Source organism: Cobetia sp. MM1IDA2H-1 (assembly GCF_002916775.2).
GTDB classification, from domain to species: Bacteria; Pseudomonadota; Gammaproteobacteria; order Pseudomonadales; family Halomonadaceae; genus Cobetia; species Cobetia marina.
This window is the reverse complement of the sequence record NZ_CM133225.1, coordinates 1,371,551-1,392,746: the sequence shown is the minus strand read 5'-3', so window position 1 is coordinate 1,392,746 and position 21,196 is coordinate 1,371,551. Positions and strand designations below refer to the sequence as shown.

General features: G+C 64.1%; 20 protein-coding genes. 6 read left to right on the top strand and 14 right to left on the bottom strand.

Features of this window, described 5'->3' with window-relative positions:
* Positions 1-153: 153 nt before the first annotated feature.
* The 3 genes from BOH68_RS05995 to BOH68_RS05985 form a co-directional block, all read right to left on the bottom strand.
* Entirely contained in the window at positions 154-1,143 is a 990-nt protein-coding gene (locus BOH68_RS05995) for an ABC transporter substrate-binding protein (protein WP_258038168.1), read from the bottom strand.
* A gap of 278 nt (positions 1,144-1,421) precedes the next feature.
* Positions 1,422-2,123: a pseudouridine synthase gene (locus BOH68_RS05990; protein ID WP_077372850.1), complete on the bottom strand. Its 702-nt coding sequence runs from the start codon at positions 2,121-2,123 to the stop codon at positions 1,422-1,424.
* A complete protein-coding gene (locus BOH68_RS05985) occupies positions 2,123-3,016 on the bottom strand; it encodes a nitrilase family protein (protein WP_077373264.1) in 894 nt (297 codons plus the stop codon). Before BOH68_RS05985 ends, BOH68_RS05990 begins: the two co-directional genes overlap by 1 nt.
* A 404-nt stretch (positions 3,017-3,420) precedes the next feature.
* On the opposite strand from BOH68_RS05985, the gene BOH68_RS05980 reads away from it, so the two are divergent.
* The 3 genes from BOH68_RS05980 to BOH68_RS05970 are packed head-to-tail and all read left to right on the top strand — an operon-like array spanning position 3,421 to position 5,811.
* Positions 3,421-3,774 (top strand): DUF1904 family protein, encoded by a 354-nt coding sequence (locus BOH68_RS05980; RefSeq protein ID WP_169477152.1) that lies wholly within the window; start codon positions 3,421-3,423, stop codon positions 3,772-3,774.
* Positions 3,771-4,751, top strand: a complete 981-nt coding sequence (rarD, locus tag BOH68_RS05975; RefSeq protein WP_077372844.1) for an EamA family transporter RarD — start codon at positions 3,771-3,773, stop codon at positions 4,749-4,751. Before BOH68_RS05980 ends, rarD begins: the two co-directional genes overlap by 4 nt.
* A gap of 37 nt (positions 4,752-4,788) precedes the next feature.
* The gene (locus tag BOH68_RS05970; RefSeq protein WP_077372841.1) at positions 4,789-5,811 is read left to right on the top strand and encodes a YihY/virulence factor BrkB family protein; all 1,023 of its coding nucleotides are present in this window, start codon (positions 4,789-4,791) and stop codon (positions 5,809-5,811) included.
* A gap of 204 nt (positions 5,812-6,015) precedes the next feature.
* Here BOH68_RS05970 and BOH68_RS05965 read toward each other — a convergent pair whose 3' ends face one another.
* A complete protein-coding gene (locus BOH68_RS05965; protein WP_077372838.1) occupies positions 6,016-6,447 on the bottom strand; it encodes an OsmC family protein in 432 nt (143 codons plus the stop codon).
* A 318-nt stretch (positions 6,448-6,765) separates the two neighbouring features.
* On the opposite strand from BOH68_RS05965, the gene BOH68_RS05960 reads away from it, so the two are divergent.
* A complete protein-coding gene (locus tag BOH68_RS05960) occupies positions 6,766-7,206 on the top strand; it encodes a hypothetical protein (protein WP_077372835.1) in 441 nt (146 codons plus the stop codon).
* Between the two features lie 431 nt (positions 7,207-7,637).
* Positions 7,638-8,801 carry an oxidoreductase gene (locus BOH68_RS05955; RefSeq protein WP_077372832.1) on the top strand — a complete coding sequence of 388 codons (1,164 nt, stop codon included), beginning with the start codon at positions 7,638-7,640 and terminating at the stop codon, positions 8,799-8,801.
* Between the two features lie 71 nt (positions 8,802-8,872).
* On the opposite strand, the gene BOH68_RS05950 is transcribed toward BOH68_RS05955, so the two are convergent.
* The 9 genes from BOH68_RS05950 to rloA3 all read right to left on the bottom strand — a co-directional run bounded on the left by BOH68_RS05950 (position 8,873) and on the right by rloA3 (position 19,038).
* Positions 8,873-10,048: an NAD-dependent epimerase/dehydratase family protein gene (locus tag BOH68_RS05950; protein WP_308457321.1), complete on the bottom strand. Its 1,176-nt coding sequence runs from the start codon at positions 10,046-10,048 to the stop codon at positions 8,873-8,875.
* The gene (locus tag BOH68_RS05945) at positions 10,045-12,000 is read right to left on the bottom strand and encodes an ArnT family glycosyltransferase (protein ID WP_077372829.1); all 1,956 of its coding nucleotides are present in this window, start codon (positions 11,998-12,000) and stop codon (positions 10,045-10,047) included. The genes BOH68_RS05950 and BOH68_RS05945 overlap by 4 nt, the downstream gene beginning before the upstream one ends.
* Complete coding sequence (locus BOH68_RS05940; protein ID WP_077372826.1) at positions 11,997-13,790, bottom strand: ArnT family glycosyltransferase; 1,794 nt, start codon at positions 13,788-13,790, stop codon at positions 11,997-11,999. The genes BOH68_RS05945 and BOH68_RS05940 overlap by 4 nt, the downstream gene beginning before the upstream one ends.
* Positions 13,787-14,260: a lipid-A-disaccharide synthase N-terminal domain-containing protein gene (locus BOH68_RS05935; protein ID WP_077372823.1), complete on the bottom strand. Its 474-nt coding sequence runs from the start codon at positions 14,258-14,260 to the stop codon at positions 13,787-13,789. Before BOH68_RS05935 ends, BOH68_RS05940 begins: the two co-directional genes overlap by 4 nt.
* Positions 14,260-15,231 carry a glycosyltransferase family 2 protein gene (locus tag BOH68_RS05930; RefSeq protein WP_255303021.1) on the bottom strand — a complete coding sequence of 324 codons (972 nt, stop codon included), beginning with the start codon at positions 15,229-15,231 and terminating at the stop codon, positions 14,260-14,262. Before BOH68_RS05930 ends, BOH68_RS05935 begins: the two co-directional genes overlap by 1 nt.
* Before the next feature lie 253 nt (positions 15,232-15,484).
* Positions 15,485-16,675 carry a 23S rRNA (adenine(1618)-N(6))-methyltransferase RlmF gene (gene rlmF / locus BOH68_RS05925; protein WP_077373258.1) on the bottom strand — a complete coding sequence of 397 codons (1,191 nt, stop codon included), beginning with the start codon at positions 16,673-16,675 and terminating at the stop codon, positions 15,485-15,487.
* Between the two features lie 251 nt (positions 16,676-16,926).
* Positions 16,927-17,793, bottom strand: a complete 867-nt coding sequence (gene fhuF / locus BOH68_RS05920; protein ID WP_170877357.1) for a siderophore-iron reductase FhuF — start codon at positions 17,791-17,793, stop codon at positions 16,927-16,929.
* A gap of 129 nt (positions 17,794-17,922) precedes the next feature.
* A complete protein-coding gene (locus BOH68_RS05915) occupies positions 17,923-18,306 on the bottom strand; it encodes a thiol-disulfide oxidoreductase DCC family protein (protein ID WP_077372815.1) in 384 nt (127 codons plus the stop codon).
* Positions 18,307-18,408: 102 nt separating this feature from the next.
* Positions 18,409-19,038, bottom strand: coding sequence for a retropepsin-like aspartic peptidase RloA3 (gene rloA3, locus BOH68_RS05910; RefSeq protein WP_077372812.1), 630 nt, complete (start codon positions 19,036-19,038; stop codon positions 18,409-18,411).
* 311 nt (positions 19,039-19,349) lie between these two features.
* Here rloA3 and BOH68_RS05905 point away from each other — a divergent pair, with 311 nt between their 5' ends.
* The gene (locus BOH68_RS05905; protein WP_077372809.1) at positions 19,350-20,036 is read left to right on the top strand and encodes a DUF4396 domain-containing protein; all 687 of its coding nucleotides are present in this window, start codon (positions 19,350-19,352) and stop codon (positions 20,034-20,036) included.
* Between the two features lie 223 nt (positions 20,037-20,259).
* Here BOH68_RS05905 and BOH68_RS05900 read toward each other — a convergent pair whose 3' ends face one another.
* Positions 20,260-20,988, bottom strand: a complete 729-nt coding sequence (locus BOH68_RS05900; RefSeq protein ID WP_077372806.1) for a YebC/PmpR family DNA-binding transcriptional regulator — start codon at positions 20,986-20,988, stop codon at positions 20,260-20,262.
* Positions 20,989-21,196 lie beyond the last annotated feature (208 nt).

Here is a 21,196-nt window from a genome sequence, read left to right as displayed (position 1 = left end):
GAACCCCGCTCCAGGAGCGGGGTTCTGATCAGACATTGCCGGCGACAACAGGCACGCAGGCTGTGTCATCCAATGTCGCCGAGTTTCAAGACCGAGTTTCAAGACCGAGTGTTCAGCCGTGCAGACGGAAGTGACAGGTTCGGGATCGACACGTCAGGCGTCCGGCAGGCCAAGCGCCTTCTGCACGGCAGGCCAGGCGGGTTTGCCATCTCGAGTGGTCACGCCTTCCAGCCAGCCCTTGACCTTGGCGGGATTGGCCTTCATCCAGGTGCCAGCCACCTCTTCCTGCGGGCGCTCTTCCTTGCCAAAGCCATAGATCAGCTCGCTCTGCTCCTCGGAGGTGAAGGCGATCTGATCCAGAAAGACGGTGGCGTTGGGATGCGCTTGCGACCATGCCTTGTTGGCCAGGGTCTTCACGTCACTGGCGCCGCCACCCGGGCCCCACAGGTCCTTGGGGTCCTCCAGGAAGACCATGTCGTATTCGACCCCCATCCAGTGGGGGGTCCAGCCGACGAACATGACCCACTCATCGCGCTTGATGGCATTGGCCACCGTCCCCAACATGCCGGCGGTGGAGGATTCCTTGAGGTCCCAGTCACCCAGGCCGTAGATGTCTTCGTCGACGGCACGGTTGGCGATCTCGCTGGAGCCCGAGCCGATCTCGATGGAGTAGATGGTCTTGTCGAACTTGTCGGCGAATTCCGGCTTGTCGACATCGTTCAGTGAGGTGACGCCGGCTTCGGCCACATAACGCGGTACGGCAAAATTGGCTCGCGCGCCGTTCACGTTGTTGCCCAGATCGACCATGGCGCCTTTTTCCATCGCCGCGTTGTACATGGTGCTCTGCCCCGGCAGCCAGGCGGCCAGATAGACATCCACTTCCCCGAGCGAGATGCCTTCATAGGTGATCTGCGCGCCCAGCTGACGCGTGGTGGGGGAATAACCCAGCGCCTCGAAGATCTCGGAGGCGATTTCGGTCTTCATGGTCACGCCCGGCCACGGCGGCGCCGCGAATACCACACTGGCATCTTCCGCGGCGCTTGCCGGTGCCGAGAGGGTCGCCAGCAGCAGGCCACTGCCCGCCAGCGCCATGCGCAGCGGCAGGGGTTTCATCAGGTGGGACTTGGTGAAGGGGGACGACATAGTGGATTTTCCTCGTTGTTGTTATGGAGACGCCATTGTCATGAAAATACTGGAAACAAGCGTTTGATTGAAGACGATCTCAGTATAAATTTCACTTCTGCAAAACGCGCTTCCCGCAAAGAATTCACAATACGAGCAGACAACGCTTACCTTAAGCGCGATCGTTGGATCGATACAAGGCTCGGCGGCCAACGACGCACATGAAAAAGCCCCCGCCATTGAGGAAAATGACGGGGGCTTTTCATGACGATATGGCGCTGATGGTCAGACGCTGACAATCAGAAGCTGGCGATCTCTTCCGGACGCAGGAAGCGACATTCGCCGGGTTCCAGCTCCGGGTCCAGCTCCACGTCGCCGATGGCTTCGCGGTGCAGGGCTTCGACATGATTGCCGATGGCCGCGAACATGCGCTTGACCTGGTGATAGCGGCCTTCGGTGATCCACAGCAGACCCACGGTGGCCGTTTCCATCTCGAGGCGTGCCGGACGCGTCGGCTTCTCTTCGCCGTCCAGCATCAGGCCGTGTTCGAAATCTTCCACGGCACGCGCCAGCTCATCCCCTTCCAGCGGGCGCGCCAGGGTCACGCGATAACGCTTGGCACAGGCTTTCTTGGGTGAGGTGACGCGGTGGTTCCACTGGCCGTCATCCGTCATCAACACCAGACCGGTGGTGTCGACATCGAGACGCCCTACGATGCTCAGGCGCTCGACATTGGGCAGCTCGATCAGGTCGTGCGCGCGCTCGTACAGGCCCGGCTTGGTGGTGCATTCGACATTGGCCGGCTTGTGGAGCATCAGATAGCGCAGGCCCATCAGTTCCAGGTGCTCGCCGTTCCATTCGACGCGCATGCCATCCTTGACGGCACGCGCGGTGTTCTTGACTACCTCACCATCCACGGTGACATCGCCGCGATGCACGACCTTCTTGGCATCGCTGCGGCTGAGATCCGTGGTTTCGGTAAGGAATTTGTCCAGGCGCATCAGGCCTCCAGAGTGAAATGATCGGCGTCCATCCACGCCGGAAACTTGGTTCGAAACTCGTCGAGGGCGCCGCGTTCAAGCGTCACCGTCTCGATGAAGGGCTGGTCTGGCGCGGGGTCGAGGATGGGCTCGCCCTTGAAATCGCAGACCATGGAATCGCCGGTATAGTGCAGCCCGTTGGCATCGTCACCCACTCGGTTGACGCCCACCACATAGGCCAGATTCTCGATGGCGCGTGCCTGAAGCAGGGTGCGCCACGGATGCCGCCGTACGCCCGGCCAATTGGCCACGCACAGCAGCAGGTCATATTCGAAGGCGCTGCCGGTGGCACACTCTGCCGCGCTCATGCCGCCAATCACGGGGCGTTGACGCAGCCAGGTCGGGAAGCGCAGGTCATAGCAGACGGACAGCTGGATCCGGAAGCCGTTGAGCTCGACGATCACCCGCTCATTGCCCATGCCATAACGCTCATGCTCGCCTGCCATGCGAAACAGATGGCGCTTGTCGTAATGCCTCAGCTCACCACTCGGCGTGGCCCACAGCATGCGGTTGTAGCACTCGTCTCCCTCGAGTACCGCAATGCTGCCCGTCATCACGCAACCGCGCGCGACAGCCTGCGCCTTGAGCCAGGCGACACTCTCGCTGGTCTCCATCGGCTCGGCCATCTCACGGGAATTCATGGTGAAGCCGGTGGCGAACATCTCGGGCAGCACGATGAGGTCGGTCAGGGCATTGTGGCCGTCAGGTCCGGCCGTCAGGCCAGCGGCGTCCAGCTGCTCGCCCAGCAGGCGACAGTTCTCTGCCGGGTCTTCCCAGCGCAGATCGGCCTGCACCAGGCTGACACGCAACTTGCCTGCGTCTTCCCACGTTGCTGATGGATTCGTCACTGTCATGCCGTCTCCCTGATCCTCGGTCATCTTGCCCTCATGCCGCCCTCCCGGGACACGCCTTGCGGGTGATGGAGGGTGTGAGGCCTGCATGCCATCGCGAGCATGAATGCGCCCATTCTACCGTCTGTGGCGCTCAGATGTGAGAGGCAATGCGGGAACTGGCCCACAACTCCGCGCGGCTCAGCCAGCGGATGTGTGCATGAGTCGCCGATGATATATTGACCATCGACATGCTGCCGCGGCCTGAAGGCACGACGCAGGCCATCGCTTCCCCTTATGCTGATGTTGCGCGGGGCTTGATGCCGGCTCCGTCAGCGCCGGCTGATGAGGCTCGGCGCATGGACCTCGGTCCGCCTGTCGACCACGCGCGCTGTCACCCCCACTCATTCGTGCTCCAGGAGCCCTGCATGCCTCAGCTTCGCTTCCATGGCGTTACCCCCGCCCGTCTCGCCCCCGTCTCGCGCACGCTTGTCGACCAGCTCAGTGAGGCCACGGCGACGCCGCGCGATGAGTTCACGCTGGAGTGCATCAGCACGCAATATGTCTTCGACGGCCAGACGGTGGATGCCTTTCCCTTCGTCGAGGTGCTGTGGTTCGAACGCGGCCAGCAGGTCCGTGACGTCTGTGGCGAGGCCATCCACCAGGCAATGCGCGAAGCCGGCTACCCCGAGGCCGAGACCTTCTTCCTCGCGCTGAGCCCCTCGGGCTACTACATCGCGGGCAAGCCACTGGCTCAGGATGGCGAGAGTGACTCGCGATGAGCCAGGCGCAGAGCTCGCCCGAGAGCGATGAAGCGGCAGCCCTGGCCCGTCGCGAAGGCCTCAAGGGGGTCGGCTACGGCCTGACGGCCTATGCCATGTGGGGCTGCTTTCCGCTGTACTTCGCGCTGTTTTCCGGCATCCCCGCCTGGGAGGTGTTGCTGCACCGCATCCTGTGGAGCTGCGTGTTTCTCATCCTCCTGATCAGCCTGCTCAAGCGCTGGTCACCGATTCGCAGCGCATTGTCCAGGCCACGGCAACTATGGCCGGGGCTGGCGTGCGCCTTGTTGATCGCGGCCAACTGGGGGATCTACATCTTCGCGGTGGAGCAGCATGAAGTGCTGCAGGCAAGCCTCGGCTACTTCCTGACGCCATTGGTCAACGTGGCACTGGGCATGCTGGTGCTCAAGGAGCGCCTGACTCGCCTGCAGGGCGTGGCGCTGGGGCTGGCGGCGCTGGGCCTGAGCCTGCAGTTTCTCAATCTCTCCGAGCTGCCCTGGATCACCCTTTCGCTGGCGCTGTCCTTCGGCACCTACGGGCTGCTGCGCAAGCGTGTCGCGCTGGATGGCCTGTCGGGGCTGTTCGTCGAGACGCTGATGCTGGCGCCCCTCGCCCTGCTGTTGATCGCGGGTCTGTGGCAGGCAGGCGAGTCACGCTTTCTGGCCACGGGCATCGGCCCGCTGGAGCTGCCCGCCAGCGTGCTGCTGATGTCCAGCGGTATCCTGACGGCGCTCCCGCTGCTGGCCTTTGCCGGCGCGGCACGCCGCCTGCGCCTCGCCACCGTCGGCTTTCTGATGTACATCAATCCGAGCATGCAGTTCGCCATCGCGTTGCTGGTATTCCACGAGACCTTGCAGCCCTCGATGCTGCTCACCTTCGTGTTGATCTGGTCAGGGCTGGCGCTCTATTCGACCTCGACCCTGCTGGCACATCGCGCCGAAAGCCGCAGCCGACGGGCACTCAAGGGCGGCACCTCGTGACGCCTTGCCAGTCCACCGATTCTCCAGGAGGCCATTGATGCCGGACACGGCTGACGATACCTGGCGCGCGCGACTGCTGCGCTTTCTCCCCCGCCTGATCGCCTTCGCCTGGCGGGTACTGGGCCAGTTCATCGCCAATCGTGGCGTACTGCTGGCGGGGGGAGTGGGCTACAACATCCTGCTCTCCAGCGTGCCGTTGTTCGCCCTGAGCTGCGTATTGCTGACGCATCTGGTCGATGAGTCACGTCTGATGAGCATCATCGCCATCCAGGTCCAGCATCTGGGACCCGGGCAGGAGGACGTGCTGCTGGATGCCGTGCGCAAGCTGCTGGACAACCGTGACGTGATCAGCTGGATCGGGATGGGGGGCTTGCTGTTCTTCGCCGGGCTGGCCTTTCGCATGCTGGAGGATGCCATCGCGCTGATCTTTCATCAGCACCCGGTGATTCGCAAACGCAGTGCCTGGATCTCGGCCCTGCTGCCCTATGCCTTCGTGATGGTACTGGGGGCTGGCCTGCTGGCACTGACCCTGCTGGTGGCACTGGCCTCGGCGATGAATGATGCCCTGACCCTGCTGACGGGTATCGAGGTCACGCTCGGCGAGGCGGGCAGTGAAGTGATCTACCTGATCAGCATCGTCGGCATGTTCGGGCTGTTCAGCGCCATCTACAAGATCCTGCCCCAGACACGCGTCTCCACTCGCCGTGCACTGGTCGGCGGGCTGGTCGCGGCGACCCTGTGGGAGCTGACACGTCTGGCGCTGAGCTGGTACTTCACTCACCTGTCCTTCGTGGGCGCCATCTATGGCTCGCTGGCCACCTTGATCGTGTTGCTGCTGGGCCTGGAGGTTGGTGCCATCATCCTGCTGCTTGGCGCTCAGGTGATCGCGGAACTCGAGCAATGCTCCCGCGAGAACATCCGCTGGTACCGCACGCCCAGTCGCACCCCTCTGACGCGTCTGCAATCCCGCCGCAACGCCATGCAACATGCCGGGGCGATCAGCGAAGAGGAACTGCCACCCGATGAGCCAGATGATGCGAAAAGGCCCGACGAACGCTGACCGGGATGGAAGCGGATGGAGATAGAGATAGGGATAGAGAGAAATGGATAGAAAGAGAGATAGAGAGATAGAGAGTTAGGAAAAAGAGAGATACCACGCAAAAAACCGCCCCTCAGGGCGGTTTTTTCATTGGCGCAACCCCCTGCTGAGGGGATGCGCTACAGCTGCCTCACCCGAAAGAGCCGAGGGCAGCTGGCGAGCGTCTCAGCTGTCGAGAGACGCCTCAAGGGTGATCTCGGCAGTGAACAGCTTGGAGATCGGGCAGCCGGCCTTGGCCTTCTCGGCGGTCGCCTGGAAGTCCGCGTCACTGATGCCCGGCACCTTGGCCTTGGTCACCAGCGCGATCCTGGTGACGCTGAAACCGCTGTCATCCTTGTCCAGATGCACGGTCGCGCGGGTATCGATGGCGCTCGGCTCATGGCCTGCCTCTCCCAGCATCATCGACAGCGCCATGGAGAAGCAGCTGGCATGCGCTGCGCCGATCAGCTCTTCAGGATTGGTACCCGCGCCGTCTTCGAAACGCGTATTGAAACCATAGGGCTGATCCTTGAGGGCGCCGCTTTCACTGCTGACGGTACCTTTACCCTGCTTGACGCTACCTTCCCAATGCGCGGAACCGGTTTTCTTGATCGTCATGCGTGTCTCCTTGACTGGGTGAACTCTCAGGGGGCCGTTGCCCTCTCCCCATCACATTGTCATGCCAGGCGACGACTTCAAGGGCCCGACACCAGATAACCGCCCTGACCACCGGATACGCAAGCCACCTCACCTGCCAGCGATACAGGAACGTCAGCGAGAGTTGATTTCTCGTCATCTGCCCCGATCTCTGTTCCATCAGCGTCCAGTACAGCGCAACGGCTGGATGTCTCTTGTACAACGAGCAAGCACTCATTGACTTGCTCACGGAATGGCCTGGCCCATGCTCCACGCCGTTTCCCCAAAGGAGCACTCGACATGTCATTCACGACTCCCTCCCCCTTCCGAGCAGGCGCTTCACGCAAGACGCGCTACGGTGTCGGCATCGCCGCCATGATGCTGGGCTGCCTGAGCCTGTCCCCGGCCTATGCCTTCGACGAGATGAATACCGAGACAGGAGTCAGTGGTGCCGCTGCCTCCCAGCACTCCTCGAACGGCGAGCCGACCACCAGCCACTCCACGCGTACCGCTGAGGATTCCCGCGACAATGGGGCGAACTACCAGCAGCACCAGCAGCCCGAGGCCAGCCAGCAATCCAAGGATGAGGCCAAGCGTCAGGTACAGAAGAGCCTCGACGGCGGGGATATCGGAAGCCAGGGGGGACGACATGCCAATACTGGCCAGGCCAAGCCGACCGAGAACTGGTTCGGCTGCCCACCTTCCGGCGGCAAGCAGACTGCCCAATGTGACGGCAAGTGATCGCCCGGGCTGAGCCCTCGCCCTAGACACGATTCCCGCGGATGAAACAGGCCCCGCAACCCTTGGTTGTGGGGCCTGTTTCGTTGCATGCACATGCGTGGGTGCAGGGCATGTGCATGGAAAGCAGTACACCGTTGCCACAATATGCAGCAACCGTGAAGTGATTACGAAAATCCCTTGATATTCAGGCAATTACGCAATCAAGTTGTCGAAACGACAACACTCTCCTTCCAGTGATCCCGCTTGTGACACCCCACCTCGGCAGGCACGATATATCGCATACAGATGATCCGTCGATCATCCCTCAAGGCCACTGCACGGCGTCTGCATGACGCCAGCACTGCATCGATTTCCGTCTTGTTCAGTACGCAGTCAGTGCAGGTCCCACGACCGGATACGACAGCGGAGTCATCTCCGCAGGAGAGTTACGCATGACAGACACCAAGACACTGTTCACCGCTCACACGCTTGGCGAGCTTGAGCTTCGCAATCGCCTGGTGCTCGCGCCGATGACCCGTACCAGCGCCCAGGAGGATGGCCTGGTCCACTTCGACATGGTCGATTACTACCGCGATTTCGCGCGCGGCGATTTCTCGTTGTTGGTCACCGAGGGCCTGTACACCGATGAGGCCTTCAGCCAGGGCTACGCCAACCAGCCGGGACTGGCCACTCAGGCCCAGCAGGACAGCTGGCGCCCGGTGGTCGAGGCCGTGCATCAACAAGGCGGCCGACTCATCGCCCAGTTGATGCATGCCGGCGCCCAGACTCAGCACAACCGCTTCAAGGATGAGGTGGTCGCGCCCTCAGAGAGCCGGGCCAGTGGCGAGATGCTCAGCTTCTACGGCGGCTCCGGCCCCTTCCCGCTGGCTCGCGAGATCAGCGAATCGGAGATTCACGAGGCCATCGCCGGCTTTGCCACCAGTGCTCGCCTGGCCAGGGAAGCTGGCTTTGACGGGGTCGAGCTGCACGGTGCCAACGGCTACCTGATCCACCAGTTCATCAGTGAGCGCTTCAACCAGCGCGACGATGCCTGGGGCGGCGATGCCACTGCCCGGCTGGCCTTCCCGCTCGCGGTGATCCGCAGTGTGCGTGAGGCCGTCGGCGACGACTTCCCACTCGGCATGCGGCTGTCGCAGGGCACCGTGACCGAGCCGGACCTCAGCTGGGCCGGTGGACCTGACGCGGCTCGTGCGCGCTTCTCGCACCTGATCGAGGCTGGCCTGGACTTCCTGCACCTGACGGGTGGCGATGTCGCCGCGCCCGCCTTCCCCGAGGCAGCGAATGCTGACGAGCGCTCGCTGAGCCTGACGGCGCTGGCCGACCAATCGCGCAAGGCTCTGGAGTCAGACATCACGCTGATCACCAATGGCGGCGTGGACAGCCCCGAGAAGGCAGTGGCGGCGCTTGAGCACGCCGACCTGGTCGCGATCGGGCGTTCGGCACTGGCCAATCACGACTGGCCCAAGCGCGTGAAACGCGACACCTGCCTGACGCCCTTCGACTTCGCGATGCTGTCTCCATTGGCCACCCTGGCCAACGAGGAAGACTGGCGCATCGCCAACGACAAGCCGGCCAACTGCGAAGGTCGCTGCTGATGTCGGCAGACTGAAGCAGGACGCAGCGGGCCCCGCCACTCAGTGGCGGGGCCCGCTGCGTTGGAAACCCGTCAAGCCTTGAAGGGCGCTTCTGCACTGAAGGCCAGCCCCGCCGATGCCGGCGGTCTGATGCTCGTCATGCCGCGCAAGGTGCTCAAGTGCTGCGCCGTCAGTCCCCTCGCGGCTTCCGACGCCTCGTGCTCTCGCTCATCCTGCGTCTCGCTCAGCAGCGACGGATAGTGCCGCGCCCACTCGGCCAGCTCCTCAAGCCCCGTGGCAAGACTGACCACTGGCCGAAAGCCGGTCAGCGCCTGGAGTGCCGAGGTGTCAGCCCAGGTGCGCTCGACATCGCCCGGCTGCATCGGCAGCAGACGTCTGCGGGCCGTGATGCAAAGCGCCGCTTCCAGTCCGTTGATGAAGTCTCCCAGCGCGATGGGCTCGCCACGGCCGAGATTGAGCACCCGTGACGGTGCCGCGCTGGACACCTGAGCGGGTGGCAGCGGCATGAGACGGAAGATGCCCTCCACGATGTCACTGACATGGGTGAAGTCACGTGCCATCTGCCCCCGGTTGTAGACATCGATCACCTCACCGGCCAGCAGCTTGCGCGCGAATCTCAGCGGCGCCATGTCCGGTCGGCCGCGCGCGCCATAGACGGTGAAGAAACGCAGCCCCGTCACCGGCATGCCATAGAGGTGCGAGTAACTGTAGGCCATCAGCTCATTGGCTCGCTTGGTGGCGGCATACAGCGACAGCGGCCGCTCCCCCACCTGGGCTTCCTGCAGAGGCTGAGCGGCGTCATCCCCGTAGACGGAGCTGCTGGAGGCGTAGAGCAGATGACTCGGACGCGCGGCACGGCACGCCTCGAGAAGGTTGACGAAGCCGACCAGATTGCTGTCGACGTAATCGAAGGGCTGGCTGATGGAATGCCGCACCCCGGCCTGGGCGGCCAAGTTGACGACCACCTCGAAGCCTTCGTCCTTCATCAAGGCGAGCAACGCCTCGCGCTCGACCAGATCCAGCGGCACGAAGCGGAAACTGCCCGGCCGGCGGCCATCGCCGCACTCTCCCGCACACTGGCTGGCCAACGTCTCGAGTCGCGCCAGACGATGCCTCTTCAGCGCCAGCGGATAATAGGGATTGAGGTTGTCGAGTCCGACGACCTGCATGCCTTCCTGCAAAAGGCGCTCGCACAGCGCGGCGCCGATGAAGCCTGCGGCTCCCGTGACCAGAATCTTCATGCTCATTGTCTCTCCTGCGCGGACATGTCCCGCTTTGATGACGCGGACAGCAAGCCGCCCAACGCCGCTGCGGGAATCGTCATCACTCGATGGCGTCCCTGATGGAAGATCCGTGAGGTATCCGCCTTGCCATCCGCTGCCGCCTGACACCAGTCGCGCATGCCGGCCAGCGGGCCTTGCGTGCCTGGCAGACGCAGACACTTCTCCGCCTCGATCACCAGCCAGCCATCCGGATGCGCCGCCTGCCAGGCGCTAAGCGACCCCGCATCCCGCGTGAGCGTCTCCAGTGGCCGGGTCAGACGGCCGGTGAATTGCCAGGTCGCTTGATAGTCCCAGCCGACGACAGCCACCTGCTGGCCAGCCTGCTGTCGGCCATTGATCCATTGCGCGATGGCGGTCTGATCCAGATGCGGCCACAGCGGGCGCAATGTCAGGCTCAACAGACAGGTCACCAGCAACACGCTGCCCAGCACCAGGCGGCGCTGCGCATTCAGGACACCGTCGTGGCGGGTCTGCACACCCGACACCTGACGCGCACTGATTGCCCCAGACGTCGCGCTGGACGGCCACAGACCTGACATCAATGCCAGCAAGCCTGCGCCAGCCAGGAAACTCGACAGGCTGGCACTGCTTGAGGCCACCAGTGCAGAGTCCGCCGACCATCGTGCAAGGCCTGTCGGCGCCAGTGACGGCATCACGATGACCGCCAGTGCCAGACTGGCAACGCCCAGTCCACCGCTTGTCATCGCCAGCAGCCGCAGCGCCCCATGAGCCGGTGGCTGGCGAAGCGCCGCCCAGGCCAGCAACAGGCTCAGCGGCACCAGCAGCGGCATCAGGTAATGCACCTGCTTGCCGGAGATGAGCGAGAAGATCAGCAGGCCACTCAGCGCCCAGACGCGTCCCAGCCTCAGCAATGGCTGCTCGGCCGTCGGCCGCTGGGCAATCGAGGCCAGAAACCCTTCCAGCAGCAGACGCGGACGCAGGCTGAACGGGAAGATCAACACCACAAGCCATGGCAGATACCACCACAGCGGCCGCGCATGATCCTGCGCGGCGACGACCCGATGCGCCGTCTGCCCCCACAGCAGGTCCTCCACGTAGCTGGCCGGCCCGGTGATGACGGCGGGCAGCAACCACACGCACAGCACCACGAGCCCCAGCAGCAGACTCATTCCCCAGCCGCGCCACTCGCCGGCCCAGACCTGGCGGGCCTTCGCCTGAGTCCACCAGGGGCGCGAGCCGACCACCACAGCAAACCACAACAGCGCCACCGGCCCCTTGGCCAGCAGGGCAAGTCCCAGCCACAGCCCACTCTCCGCCACCGCCTTCCAAGGCAAGGGCTGAGCCCCCAGCGGCGAACACCAGGGCCGCAGCGCCCCCAGCAGACAGGTGGTCAGCAGTACATCGAACATCAAGGCCTGGCTGTAGAGCATCCACATCAGGCAACCGGCGAGCGTCCAGCGGGTCAGAGAGACCCACTGCTCACGCATCTGCCATTCATCGCCCTCCCCCGCGGCCACCGGCCACAGGGTGCGAGCGACGCGTCCCAGCTGCCAGATCCCCAGCAGACTGACCAGCGGCATCAGCACTTTCGGCCAGACTTCATTGACCCCGAAGACCGCCCAGCCGGCGTGGATCAACCAGAACAACAGCACCGGCTTGTCCGCGTAGGGAGCGCCATTCATGCTCGAGACGAACCAGTGACCGGAATGCCACATCTCCCACGCCACCGAGACATAGCGGGTTTCATCGATGGGCAGATAGGGTCGCGCCAGCGCTCCTGCCATCAGCAGGGTCAGCCACAGTGCCCAGCACAGCCGCTCGCTGGCACACAGGTTGGCACCTGAGTTGACGGCGCTTCCGGCCAGCGCCATCGCCTTGCGCCAGCGGCCAGCCCGGGTGGCGGGCTCCGTCTCGCTGCGCTTGATCACACGTGAGCGGGGTGTCTGACGTTTCATGGGCGGGCCTCCGTCATCACGTCATGGCGCCCGGGGAGACCGATCAACCGCGCCGCCTCATCGGAGACCGAGGTCGGCGCCAGATACATCGGCGCGGCATCGGCATCGCCACGACACGCCAGCGCCGCTCCTCCGGGCAGCAGAGCCCAATGTTCATCCGGTTCACTCAGCGTGATGGCCTGCGTTGCCTCCAGGCAGGCATGCCGCTTGAGCATCCCGGGAGTCATCAGGGCCCAGCGATGCTGCGGCGCCGCTTGCAGCCAGGCATACAGCCGCGAGAACTGGTCCGCCTCCGACGTCTTGTAGCCGAAGTGCCATAGCGGCTGGCGCGCCTGCAGGAGGTACTGCTCCCGGAAGTCAGGGATCGCCAGCGCCTGGTGATCACTTTGCTCGGCGACCTGAGCCATCAGTGCCGCCGGATTGCGCACCGGGTCCATCAGTCGCGCGCCCCAGGTCCCCCACAGGACCCAGAAGACCACCAGCCAGCTGCCCAGCGCGAGCAGGCCACCGCGCGGTTTCCACCACGCGCACAGCGCCACGCCAGCCCCACCCAGAAGCCCCCACCATCCCCAGGGCACCAGGCCTTCCTGCTCGGCAAGCCTCGTCAATGCCGGAAGTCCAGCGGCCCCCAGCAGTGCCGCGCCCAGAAAGATGCCGGCAAGTCCCGCGCACAGCGCGAAGGCCAGCCAGGCGACATGCCGCTTTCTGGACAGGCCGGGCAACAAGGGCGCCAGGCCGACCACCAGCAGCGGCAGCGCCGGCAGGAGGTAGACGCCCCGCTTGCCGGGGGACAGCGAGAAGAACACCACGATCAAGACCGCACCGCTCAACGGCAGCCAGACGCGCAGATCACGACGCCACAAGCGGGTGGCGAGAGCCTTCGGCCACCAGGGCAGCGTCAACAGCAGCGGCATCCACGCCCAGGGAATCACCTGGGTCAGGAAGTAGTGCCAGGGCTTGAGGTGGTGCCAGCTGTCGGCGTAGCGCTCGGCGGTCTGCTTGAGCAGGAGGTTGTCGCGATAGGCTGCCAGCTCCGGGTCGGCAGAGAGCAGCGACATCACCAGCATCGGCCCGACCCAGGCCAGTGGTGCTGCCAGCAACCAGCAGAGCCCGATCAACAGCTCACGCCAGGACAGCTGACCGGCACGCTGGCCACCGCTGCGCCAGCGCGACGCTCGGCGCATGGCCAGCAGCCAGAACGGCAACATCAGGAGCGGCAGGAAGCCGACTCCCTTGGTGATGATGCCCAGTCCCATCGCGAAACAGCCAAGATGGAAGTAGCGCACACCATCATCGAGCAGTGCATGGCGCAGCAGCCCCCAGCAGCCGAGCATGATGAAGGCGGTGACCAGCATGTCGATCTGCGCGGTACGTGCCTGCAGCACGAACTGCAGCGTGGCGATCAGCCACAGGCCGGCGATGAAGGCGACGCGCTTCCCGTGCAGGCGACGGATCAGATCCACGCTCAGCGCCAGCGTCACCACCCCGGCGATCAGCGACGGCAAGGCGAAGCCGATGCGGATGTCGCCACTCACGCCGGTGGCCAGGCCACTGAGCCACATGAAGATCGGCGGCTTGTCGGGATACAGCTCTCCCCCGCGATGCGGCAGCCACCAGTGGCCGGTAACCCACATCTCGAGACCGTTGAGCGCGAAGCGTGGCTCATCCGCCGGCCAGGGCATGCGCATGCCGAGCCCGATGGCCGACACCAGCAGATACAGCAGCGCAAGGCTCCACCAGGGGTGGCGGGCGAGGCGTTGATAGAGACGGGCTTGAAGCATCGTCGTCATGCGCACGATGCCTTGTGCCGAGCACTTCGTGCCTCGAGTCGCGCCACCTCATGGGTGAGTCGGGCATTCTCCTCCGCGAGTCGAGCGTGCTCGGCCCGCAGCCGACTGTCGCCTGCCGCGAGGAGTGAGCCCTCCGGCTCGCAGGCCTTTGAGGAAGCGGTGGGCTTCTCGACGCTCGGTGCATCGTCACTGGCCGCCTGCTGGCGTGACGCGCGGTCCCGCTTGATCAGGCTCAGATTGCGCAGATAGATGAGGAGTCCGGCCCCCTGGCCGGCGATGAACACCGGGTCCTGGCGGTGGATGGCATACGCCAGCAAGGTCATGCCGCCTGCCAGCGAGAACCACCAGAAGGCGCGCGGCACGATGGAACGACGCGCCTTCTCGCTGGCCAGCCACTGGATGATGAAGCGCGCCGAGAACAGCGCCTGACCACCGAAGCCGAGGGCCACCCACCACGGATTGACATCCATCAGTGTGCTCCCCGCGCCACGCCGGCGTGAGGTGTGGCGATGCCAGAGAGATCGACCGCCCCAGCCGCCCTGCCGGTATCGATCCCCGACATGTCTCTGGCGGCATGCTCACCGACTTCCGATACATCACGGTTTCTGCATGCGGGATGGAGCGCGACCTCCAGCGGCGACAGCGTCTCACTGACGGCATTGCCGGAGAGATTCTGCAGCGGCGAGGGCAGGCGCGAGCGACGCACCAGCCACATCACGCCGATGATGTCGCTGATGCCGACCCACAATCGATCGAAGAAGCCGTACTTGGAAACCCCGGCGACACGCTCACGATGGCGCACCGGCAAGGACTGCACCTTGCCGCCCTGGGCCCGCACCAACGCAGGCAGGAAACGGTGCATGTGATCGAAATACGGCAGACGCAGGAAGACGTCACGACGTGTGACCTTGATGCCGCAGCCGGTATCCGGCGTATCGTCATGCAGCAGCGCCTGGCGGATGGCATTGGCCAGTCGGGAGGACACGCGCTTGACGGCGTCATCGCGGCGTTCGGTGCGATGCCCCGCCACCATGTCCAGTCCCTCGAGACTGGCCAGTGACAGCATGTCCGGCAGGTCTGCCGGGTCGTTCTGGCCATCGCCATCCAGAGTCGCCAGCCATTCGCCACGCGCCAGGCGTGCGGCCTGCCACAAAGAGGTGCTCTGCCCGAAACTGGTGTCATGGTGATAGGGACGCAGCCGCGAATCTTCCAGGGCTGCCTGCGTGAGCCAGCGCCAGCTGTCATCGCTGGAGCCGTCATCGACCACGATGATCTCGTAACGCCGACCGGCGAGTGCCGCATGCACCTCGGCGATCAGCTTCGGCAGGTTGTCTCGCTCATCACGCCCGGGTATCAGCACCGAAATCCCCTCGCTCGAGGAATCCTCCTGCGCTGACACATGCGGTGAGCTGGGGGTGGGCATTGCGGTTGAGGACGGCATGGAACGGCTCCTGGCGAGGATGGGGCGGAGAACATGACGGCCAGTTGCCGATGCCCCTGTTGATCAGGGCAGGCAGGCCGCGCGTTGCAGCAGAGACTGCGCGCGAACCATTAAGACAGCATTAAGTGAGGCTCAGATGACACCCGCCAATGCAGAAAACCCCCGTCGCGCGGGGCGACGAGGGCTTCCTCAAGGGTCCATGATGCTGCCGGAGACTATGCTGCAAAGGCCTCGGCGAGAGCCGGCGTCAAGGTCAGTCGTGATTCTGCCAGTGGTCCCGCCCCCACTGCCGGCGCTCGGCAGGCGTCAAGAATGACCAGACCACACAGCGACTGATCTTCTGTCCCTGGGACATCTCGATCACCCGCACCTCGCTGGCACCGCTTGCCGCCAATGCCTGCTTGATCCCCGGCAGACTGCTGGCATGCGCCACCAGCGAGCTGAACCACAGACAGCGTGACGCCACGTCACGACTCTCGCTGACCATGCGCGTCACGAAGGCTTCCTCTCCTCCCGGGCACCAGAGTTCGGCCGCCTGACCTGCGAAATTCAGTGCGGGTGCCGACTGGGCGCTGTGTCGGCGAGACCTGTCGACCCTGGATCTGTGGTCACCAGCCCGCTCCTGGCGAGTCCTGCCCTTGCGCGAGGCATTGCCGCGCTGCTGGCGCGACTTGTCCAGCCCCCGCCATTTGCGCTGCGCCTCACGCGCCATGTCAGCTTCGCTGGCATGGAATGGTGGATTGCACAGCACCAGATCGAAGCGTTCCGCCTGCCCCCAGAGCCCGGCGAAGAGCGCACGCCGATCCCGTTGCAGACGCAGCTCGATCTGACCATGCAGCACCGCATTGGCCATCACGTTGCGGTGGGCCGATTTTAGCGCCGTGGCGCTGATGTCACTGCCGACCATCTGCCAGCCGAAGCTGCGATTGGCCAGCAACGGATAGATGACATTCGCACCGACACCGACATCCAGCGCCCTGACTCGCTCCCCCGGGGGCAACTGCCCCCGCCCGTTGGCCTCGACCAGCAGGTCCGCCAGATAGTGCAGATAGTCGGCCCGGCCGGGAATCGGCGGACATAGATAGCCCGCGGGAATGTCCCAGTCGCTCACCCCGTAGTGATGACGGAGCAAGGCGCGATTGAGGGCCTTGACGGCCAGCGGGTCCGAGAAATCGATCGAGGCGTTGCCGCCCGGTGTCGTGATGAGAAAGGCCGCCAGTTCCGGGCTGACCCGAGTCAGCGCCGACATGTCATAACGCCCCCGATGGGGATTGCGCGGGTGCAGCTCTCCCTTGCGGGCCGGCATCACCTTGACGGGCGCCGCGTTGGAGGTGGCGGGCTTCCCTCGGGAGGCCGGCTGCCGCCTGGCGGGCGAATCGTGTCGGGAAGAGGCATCGGACTTGGACGGGGAAGCACCGCGTGGGCGGCGCGAAGAGGAGGACATGACGACATACCAGGCAATGACGGGGCCCGCCATCTTACCAGAGGGCGCAGTGACAGGCGGCTACCCTCGGGCAACTTTGCCCACCGCAGACGTCCCGTGCTTGGAAAACGCCCATGGGAGGACGTCCACGGCGAGAATTCACCTCCATCCGGCGGGAGCCGCGAGAGCCACGAGAGCCGCAAGTGCGATAAGCGAGGGCCCGCCAGACGAGACGCGGCTCAGCCAAGGCTTTGCTCAACCAAGGACACTGCTCAACCAAGGTCACTGCCGATCAGTGCCCCACGCGCGTTGGCACGCTGGTCGACTCGGCGCGCCTGGGCCCGGCGTGCCGTGGAACGCTCGATGGCCAGCGGGCAATTGCTGCAATAGCCAAGGCATTCGATACGGTAACGCACGCAGCATACCTTGCGTGGCACATGCCGTTCGCCATGGCGGTCCATCACCTCGCTGACCGGCTGATACAGCGGATTGCGCCGCCCGTCCGCCAGCACCCTGGTCGCCATCAGCTGGCGTGCCGGCGCGGCCTGCGCGACCCACCCCTGCTCCTCCAGCATGCCGACGATGTACACGAAGTAATGTGCCGCGTTGCTCCAGAAGACCTTGGGGCCCAGCGGGGTATGCGGCACGAGGCGCTCAATGACGGCCTCGAGATGCGCCAGATAGCCCTGGAAGCGCACCTGCAGCCGCGCCTCCTCATCAGCCGCCGCGATATCCGCCGTGAGGCTGACGCCCTGACCTGCCGCGTCATCGAGTATCAGCTGGGTGACCACACCATGCTCGCCAAGGCGCAGCGAGAGATGGCGCAGCTCCAGCGGCAGTTGATGATCAAGCAGCAGATTGGCCGCCAGCGGCAGCGATACCATCGAGGACAACAGGTACTTGGACCACTGGGAAAGCAGTGCCCGCTCATCCGGTGCCTCCGCGCCCTGCTGCCCCTCGTACTGCATGCCATGTGCGGCGATGCAGGCCGAAAGCCAGCCGGGGCTGAGCACATCACGTGCCGGCACGACACGGTCCAGCGATGACTCGCCACCTGCCTGCGCCTGAGCGCTGGTAGTGATCAGGTCCCGATAGGCAACCATCGGACCGGCAAAGAGCGGGGAAAGCGCGTCGATCATCGGTAGGCTCGCAGACATGAGGAGACGGACGGTGCCTCACATACTAACGAAAACTATTAGCATTTGCATATCAAAAAAGCGTGATGGACCTCAGGCGTGTCTTCCCTCTCTCGCCAAGCCTGCCGCCCGTCAGAGCCTGCCATCCCGGCATAGCCGACGCCTGACCCAGGCGTCATAGAGACGGGTCAAGGTCGGCTCGATCAGCGGACGAGTGATCAACCACCCCAGCCAGGCAAGGCCGGGGAGGCGGGCCAGCAGCAGACGGTACGCCGGCATGCCATCGCAGATCCGCTCATCGGCCGTCTCGACATGCAATGACAGCAGCGCGCGCTGCAGGGGAATGCCCCGCGCGGCGAGACGCTCGGCATGCTCCGTCGCATCCCACCACTCGACGCCAGCATCGTGGCGCGACAGTCGCTCATAGCGTGCACGCTCACGCCGACATACGGGACAGCGTGCATCGTAGTAGACCTTGAGGGCCGCCCGAGACGGCGGCCGGGCGGAATCCGACATGCTCTGGCTCTCCGGGGGATGAATGTCAGCGTCTGGCCATCAGGGCTGCTGATCAGAGCTGGCGATCAGGGCTGGCGATCGGGGCTGGCGCAGGGCCACGGCTCAGGAAGCCGCGCCGATCCGCTCGGAATACTGCTTGTCTTCATAGCGATGCAGCGGCGCATCCTCGCCACAGTCCGGCGTGGTCTGGAAGGTCTTGCGCACGTCGAGCACGCCCAGGCTCTGGATGGTGCGACGCCCCAGCAGTACCGGGTAATTCATGCCATCACGATCCCGCAGACTGAACTGCTCCTCGTAACGTTCGCCCCCCATGCACAGGGTCATCAGGACCACCGGGCGCGTATCACGTCCGCCGGCGCCGGAGACGGTCAGGTCACGATAGAGCGGGCGCTCGAAGGAATTCTCGACCATGTCGCCGCTGGCCTCATCCTCGACCTCCACGTCAAAGCGCACCCATTCCTCGTCGTCACGCGTGAACGTCTCGATGTTCTCGGCGTGCATCGAGGACGTCAGCGCGCCGCTGTCCAGCTTGGCCTTGACCAGCACGCCCCAGGGCTCGATGGTCGCCTTCTCCACCCAGCCGAAGACCTTGTCCTCCTCGGCCTGAGCCGCCGTTGGCAATGCCAGCGTGGCGATCAGCCCGAGCCCGGCAGCCCCGGCAAATTGACGGGTGACGCGTGAAAGAGAGCGTGAAAGAGAACGTGAAAGAAAGGTAGCAGCGTGTCTCGACATCGTGACTCCTGATAAAGGTGGCGACATTGCCAGCGCAACGTCCAACATCTTTCACCATGGAGGTTTGCACCAAGGTTAACAAGCCATGAGAGCACCACATGACATGTCATCGCGCCGCTACGTTGCGTTTGTGCTCCCTTGATCTCGCGCGCCTTGTCCATCAGGTATCACTGAGTGCCCGGACATTGCCTCGCTGAGATCGCCTCGCTGAGATCGCCCCGCTGACATCAGCGCCATGTCATCACTGCAGGAACACCGGTACCGGGCCATCGCGCCATCCCATCAGAATGCCCGATACGACAGGAGGTCCCATGCAATCCGCGCTACGTGATCTACTTTCCGACTGGAGCCTGTTTCTCGGCTGGTTACTGCTCATGCTGCCGTCACTGGTCTGGGTCCTGCGTGACCTGACGATCAGCAATGCCCATCTGGCGCCGATGATGAAGTGGGTCTGGGGGCTGACCACGCTGTACTCCGGAATAGTGGGCCTTCTCGTCTATCGCTTTGCCGGGCGCCGCCAGATCGCGGACAACCGTGATGCACGCAAGGGACTGAGAAGCGTCGCGCACTGCTATTCGGGCTGTGGACTCGGGGAGTTCGTGGGGGTTGTGCTGGCGGTGGGTCTTCTGGCACTGGGCAACTTCGCGACGGCGATCATCACCTTCCTCTTCGCCTACCTGTTCGGCTTCCTGCTGACCGTCGGCCCGATGCTTCAGGCCGGCAGCGATGACAAGCGCAAGGTCATCCAGGATGCGTTCAGAAGCGAGACCGCCTCGATCTTCGTCATGGAGCTGGTGGCCATCTCGGTCGACCTGTGGCTGGGAGGCAGATCAGGCATGCATGACGCCCTGTTCTGGAATTCGATGGTCATCTCGCTGAGCCTTGGCCTGCTCGCCGCCTGGCCCGTCAATGTCTGGCTGGTGAAGCGTGGCATCAAGGGAGGCATGGCCGACCCACGCGAGACGGACCCGCATGCCCAGCATCACGCTCACTGCTGAGCCAGTCGCCGTGATGGTGGCTTGGTCTGCACTGCCCTCACGCTTTCCTCATGCTGCTCTTGCGACGATCTCGCCTCGCTCTCTTGAACGTACCGCTTCCTTGAACGTACCGCCTTCTTGAAAGAGCAGACAGGAAAAGGCCCCGCCGGGGAAACCGGCGGGGCCTTGCGGGCTATCGTCTCAATGGCTCATGCCACGGGACCTGCCTTGATGCATAGCTCGATCAGACGAACTCGCCATTGTGATGGACCTGCTGCACGTCTTCGCAATCGTCCAGCATCTCGAGCATCTTGTTGAGCAGCTCGGCGTCGTCACCGCTGACCTCGGTGTGGATCTGCGGGATGAAGCTGATCTCGTCGACTTCGAAATCAAGGTCTTCCCCGAAGAGATCGGTCAGTGCGCCCTTGGCCTTGAAGTGCTCGGTGGTCGGCGTCAACACGGTGATGATGCCGTCATCCAGCTCGATGTCGCTGACATCGACGTCAGCTTCCATCAGTGCCTCGAGCACCTTCTCCTCGTCGTCTTCCGCGCCCTTGAAGGACAGGATGGCGCGGTGATCGAACATGTGCGAGACCGAACCCTGGGCGCCCAGCTTGCCCTTGCCCTTGTTGAAGCAGGTACGCACTTCACCGAAGGTACGGTTGTTGTTGTCGGTCAGGCAATCGACGATGACCATGACATTGCCCGGACCGAAACCTTCATAGCGGGCCAGCGCGAAATCTTCACCGCCGGCGCCCTTGGCCTTGTCGATGGCCTTGTCGATGACGTGAGTCGGCACCTGATCCTTCTTGGCCTTCTCGATCAGACGACGCAGGCTCAGGTTACCGTTGGGGTCGACACCACCGCTCTTGGCCGAGACGTAGATCTCGCGTCCGTAGCGTGAATATACGCGCGCCTTGTTGAGTGAAGTACGCGCCATTGACTCTTTACGGTTCTGGAATGCTCTTCCCATGCAAGTCGACTCTTGTCCGCCTGAATTCAAATGCCCTTGCGATCGTGTCGCGGGACCTGATGCACCGCCGCCACCTGGCCGCGATGCATTGCTGCAGGGAATAGTAACGCAGACCGCGCTCTGCGTCGCCATCGCGCCGCCCTGCTCGGCGCGGACTTGAGGGTTGTGTGCATGTGCCCGGCGCGATTGTCGGCGCGGCAAGGCACTG

What these genes read in the sequence shown, in the direction of transcription:
- BOH68_RS05995 (WP_258038168.1), bottom strand. Translation starts at nt 1,143, where the DNA reads ATGTCGTCCCCCTTCACCAAGTCCCACCTGATGAAACCCCTGCCGCTG.
- BOH68_RS05990 (WP_077372850.1), bottom strand. Translation starts at nt 2,123, where the DNA reads ATGCGCCTGGACAAATTCCTTACCGAAACCACGGATCTCAGCCGCAGC.
- BOH68_RS05985 (WP_077373264.1), bottom strand. Translation starts at nt 3,016, where the DNA reads ATGACAGTGACGAATCCATCAGCAACGTGGGAAGACGCAGGCAAGTTG.
- BOH68_RS05980 (WP_169477152.1), top strand. Translation starts at nt 3,421, where the DNA reads ATGCCTCAGCTTCGCTTCCATGGCGTTACCCCCGCCCGTCTCGCCCCC.
- rarD (WP_077372844.1), top strand. Translation starts at nt 3,771, where the DNA reads ATGAGCCAGGCGCAGAGCTCGCCCGAGAGCGATGAAGCGGCAGCCCTG.
- BOH68_RS05970 (WP_077372841.1), top strand. Translation starts at nt 4,789, where the DNA reads ATGCCGGACACGGCTGACGATACCTGGCGCGCGCGACTGCTGCGCTTT.
- BOH68_RS05965 (WP_077372838.1), bottom strand. Translation starts at nt 6,447, where the DNA reads ATGACGATCAAGAAAACCGGTTCCGCGCATTGGGAAGGTAGCGTCAAG.
- BOH68_RS05960 (WP_077372835.1), top strand. Translation starts at nt 6,766, where the DNA reads ATGTCATTCACGACTCCCTCCCCCTTCCGAGCAGGCGCTTCACGCAAG.
- BOH68_RS05955 (WP_077372832.1), top strand. Translation starts at nt 7,638, where the DNA reads ATGACAGACACCAAGACACTGTTCACCGCTCACACGCTTGGCGAGCTT.
- BOH68_RS05950 (WP_308457321.1), bottom strand. Translation starts at nt 10,048, where the DNA reads ATGAGCATGAAGATTCTGGTCACGGGAGCCGCAGGCTTCATCGGCGCC.
- BOH68_RS05945 (WP_077372829.1), bottom strand. Translation starts at nt 12,000, where the DNA reads ATGAAACGTCAGACACCCCGCTCACGTGTGATCAAGCGCAGCGAGACG.
- BOH68_RS05940 (WP_077372826.1), bottom strand. Translation starts at nt 13,790, where the DNA reads ATGACGACGATGCTTCAAGCCCGTCTCTATCAACGCCTCGCCCGCCAC.
- BOH68_RS05935 (WP_077372823.1), bottom strand. Translation starts at nt 14,260, where the DNA reads ATGGATGTCAATCCGTGGTGGGTGGCCCTCGGCTTCGGTGGTCAGGCG.
- BOH68_RS05930 (WP_255303021.1), bottom strand. Translation starts at nt 15,231, where the DNA reads ATGCCGTCCTCAACCGCAATGCCCACCCCCAGCTCACCGCATGTGTCA.
- rlmF (WP_077373258.1), bottom strand. Translation starts at nt 16,675, where the DNA reads ATGTCCTCCTCTTCGCGCCGCCCACGCGGTGCTTCCCCGTCCAAGTCC.
- fhuF (WP_170877357.1), bottom strand. Translation starts at nt 17,793, where the DNA reads ATGATCGACGCGCTTTCCCCGCTCTTTGCCGGTCCGATGGTTGCCTAT.
- BOH68_RS05915 (WP_077372815.1), bottom strand. Translation starts at nt 18,306, where the DNA reads ATGTCGGATTCCGCCCGGCCGCCGTCTCGGGCGGCCCTCAAGGTCTAC.
- rloA3 (WP_077372812.1), bottom strand. Translation starts at nt 19,038, where the DNA reads ATGTCGAGACACGCTGCTACCTTTCTTTCACGTTCTCTTTCACGCTCT.
- BOH68_RS05905 (WP_077372809.1), top strand. Translation starts at nt 19,350, where the DNA reads ATGCAATCCGCGCTACGTGATCTACTTTCCGACTGGAGCCTGTTTCTC.
- BOH68_RS05900 (WP_077372806.1), bottom strand. Translation starts at nt 20,988, where the DNA reads ATGGGAAGAGCATTCCAGAACCGTAAAGAGTCAATGGCGCGTACTTCA.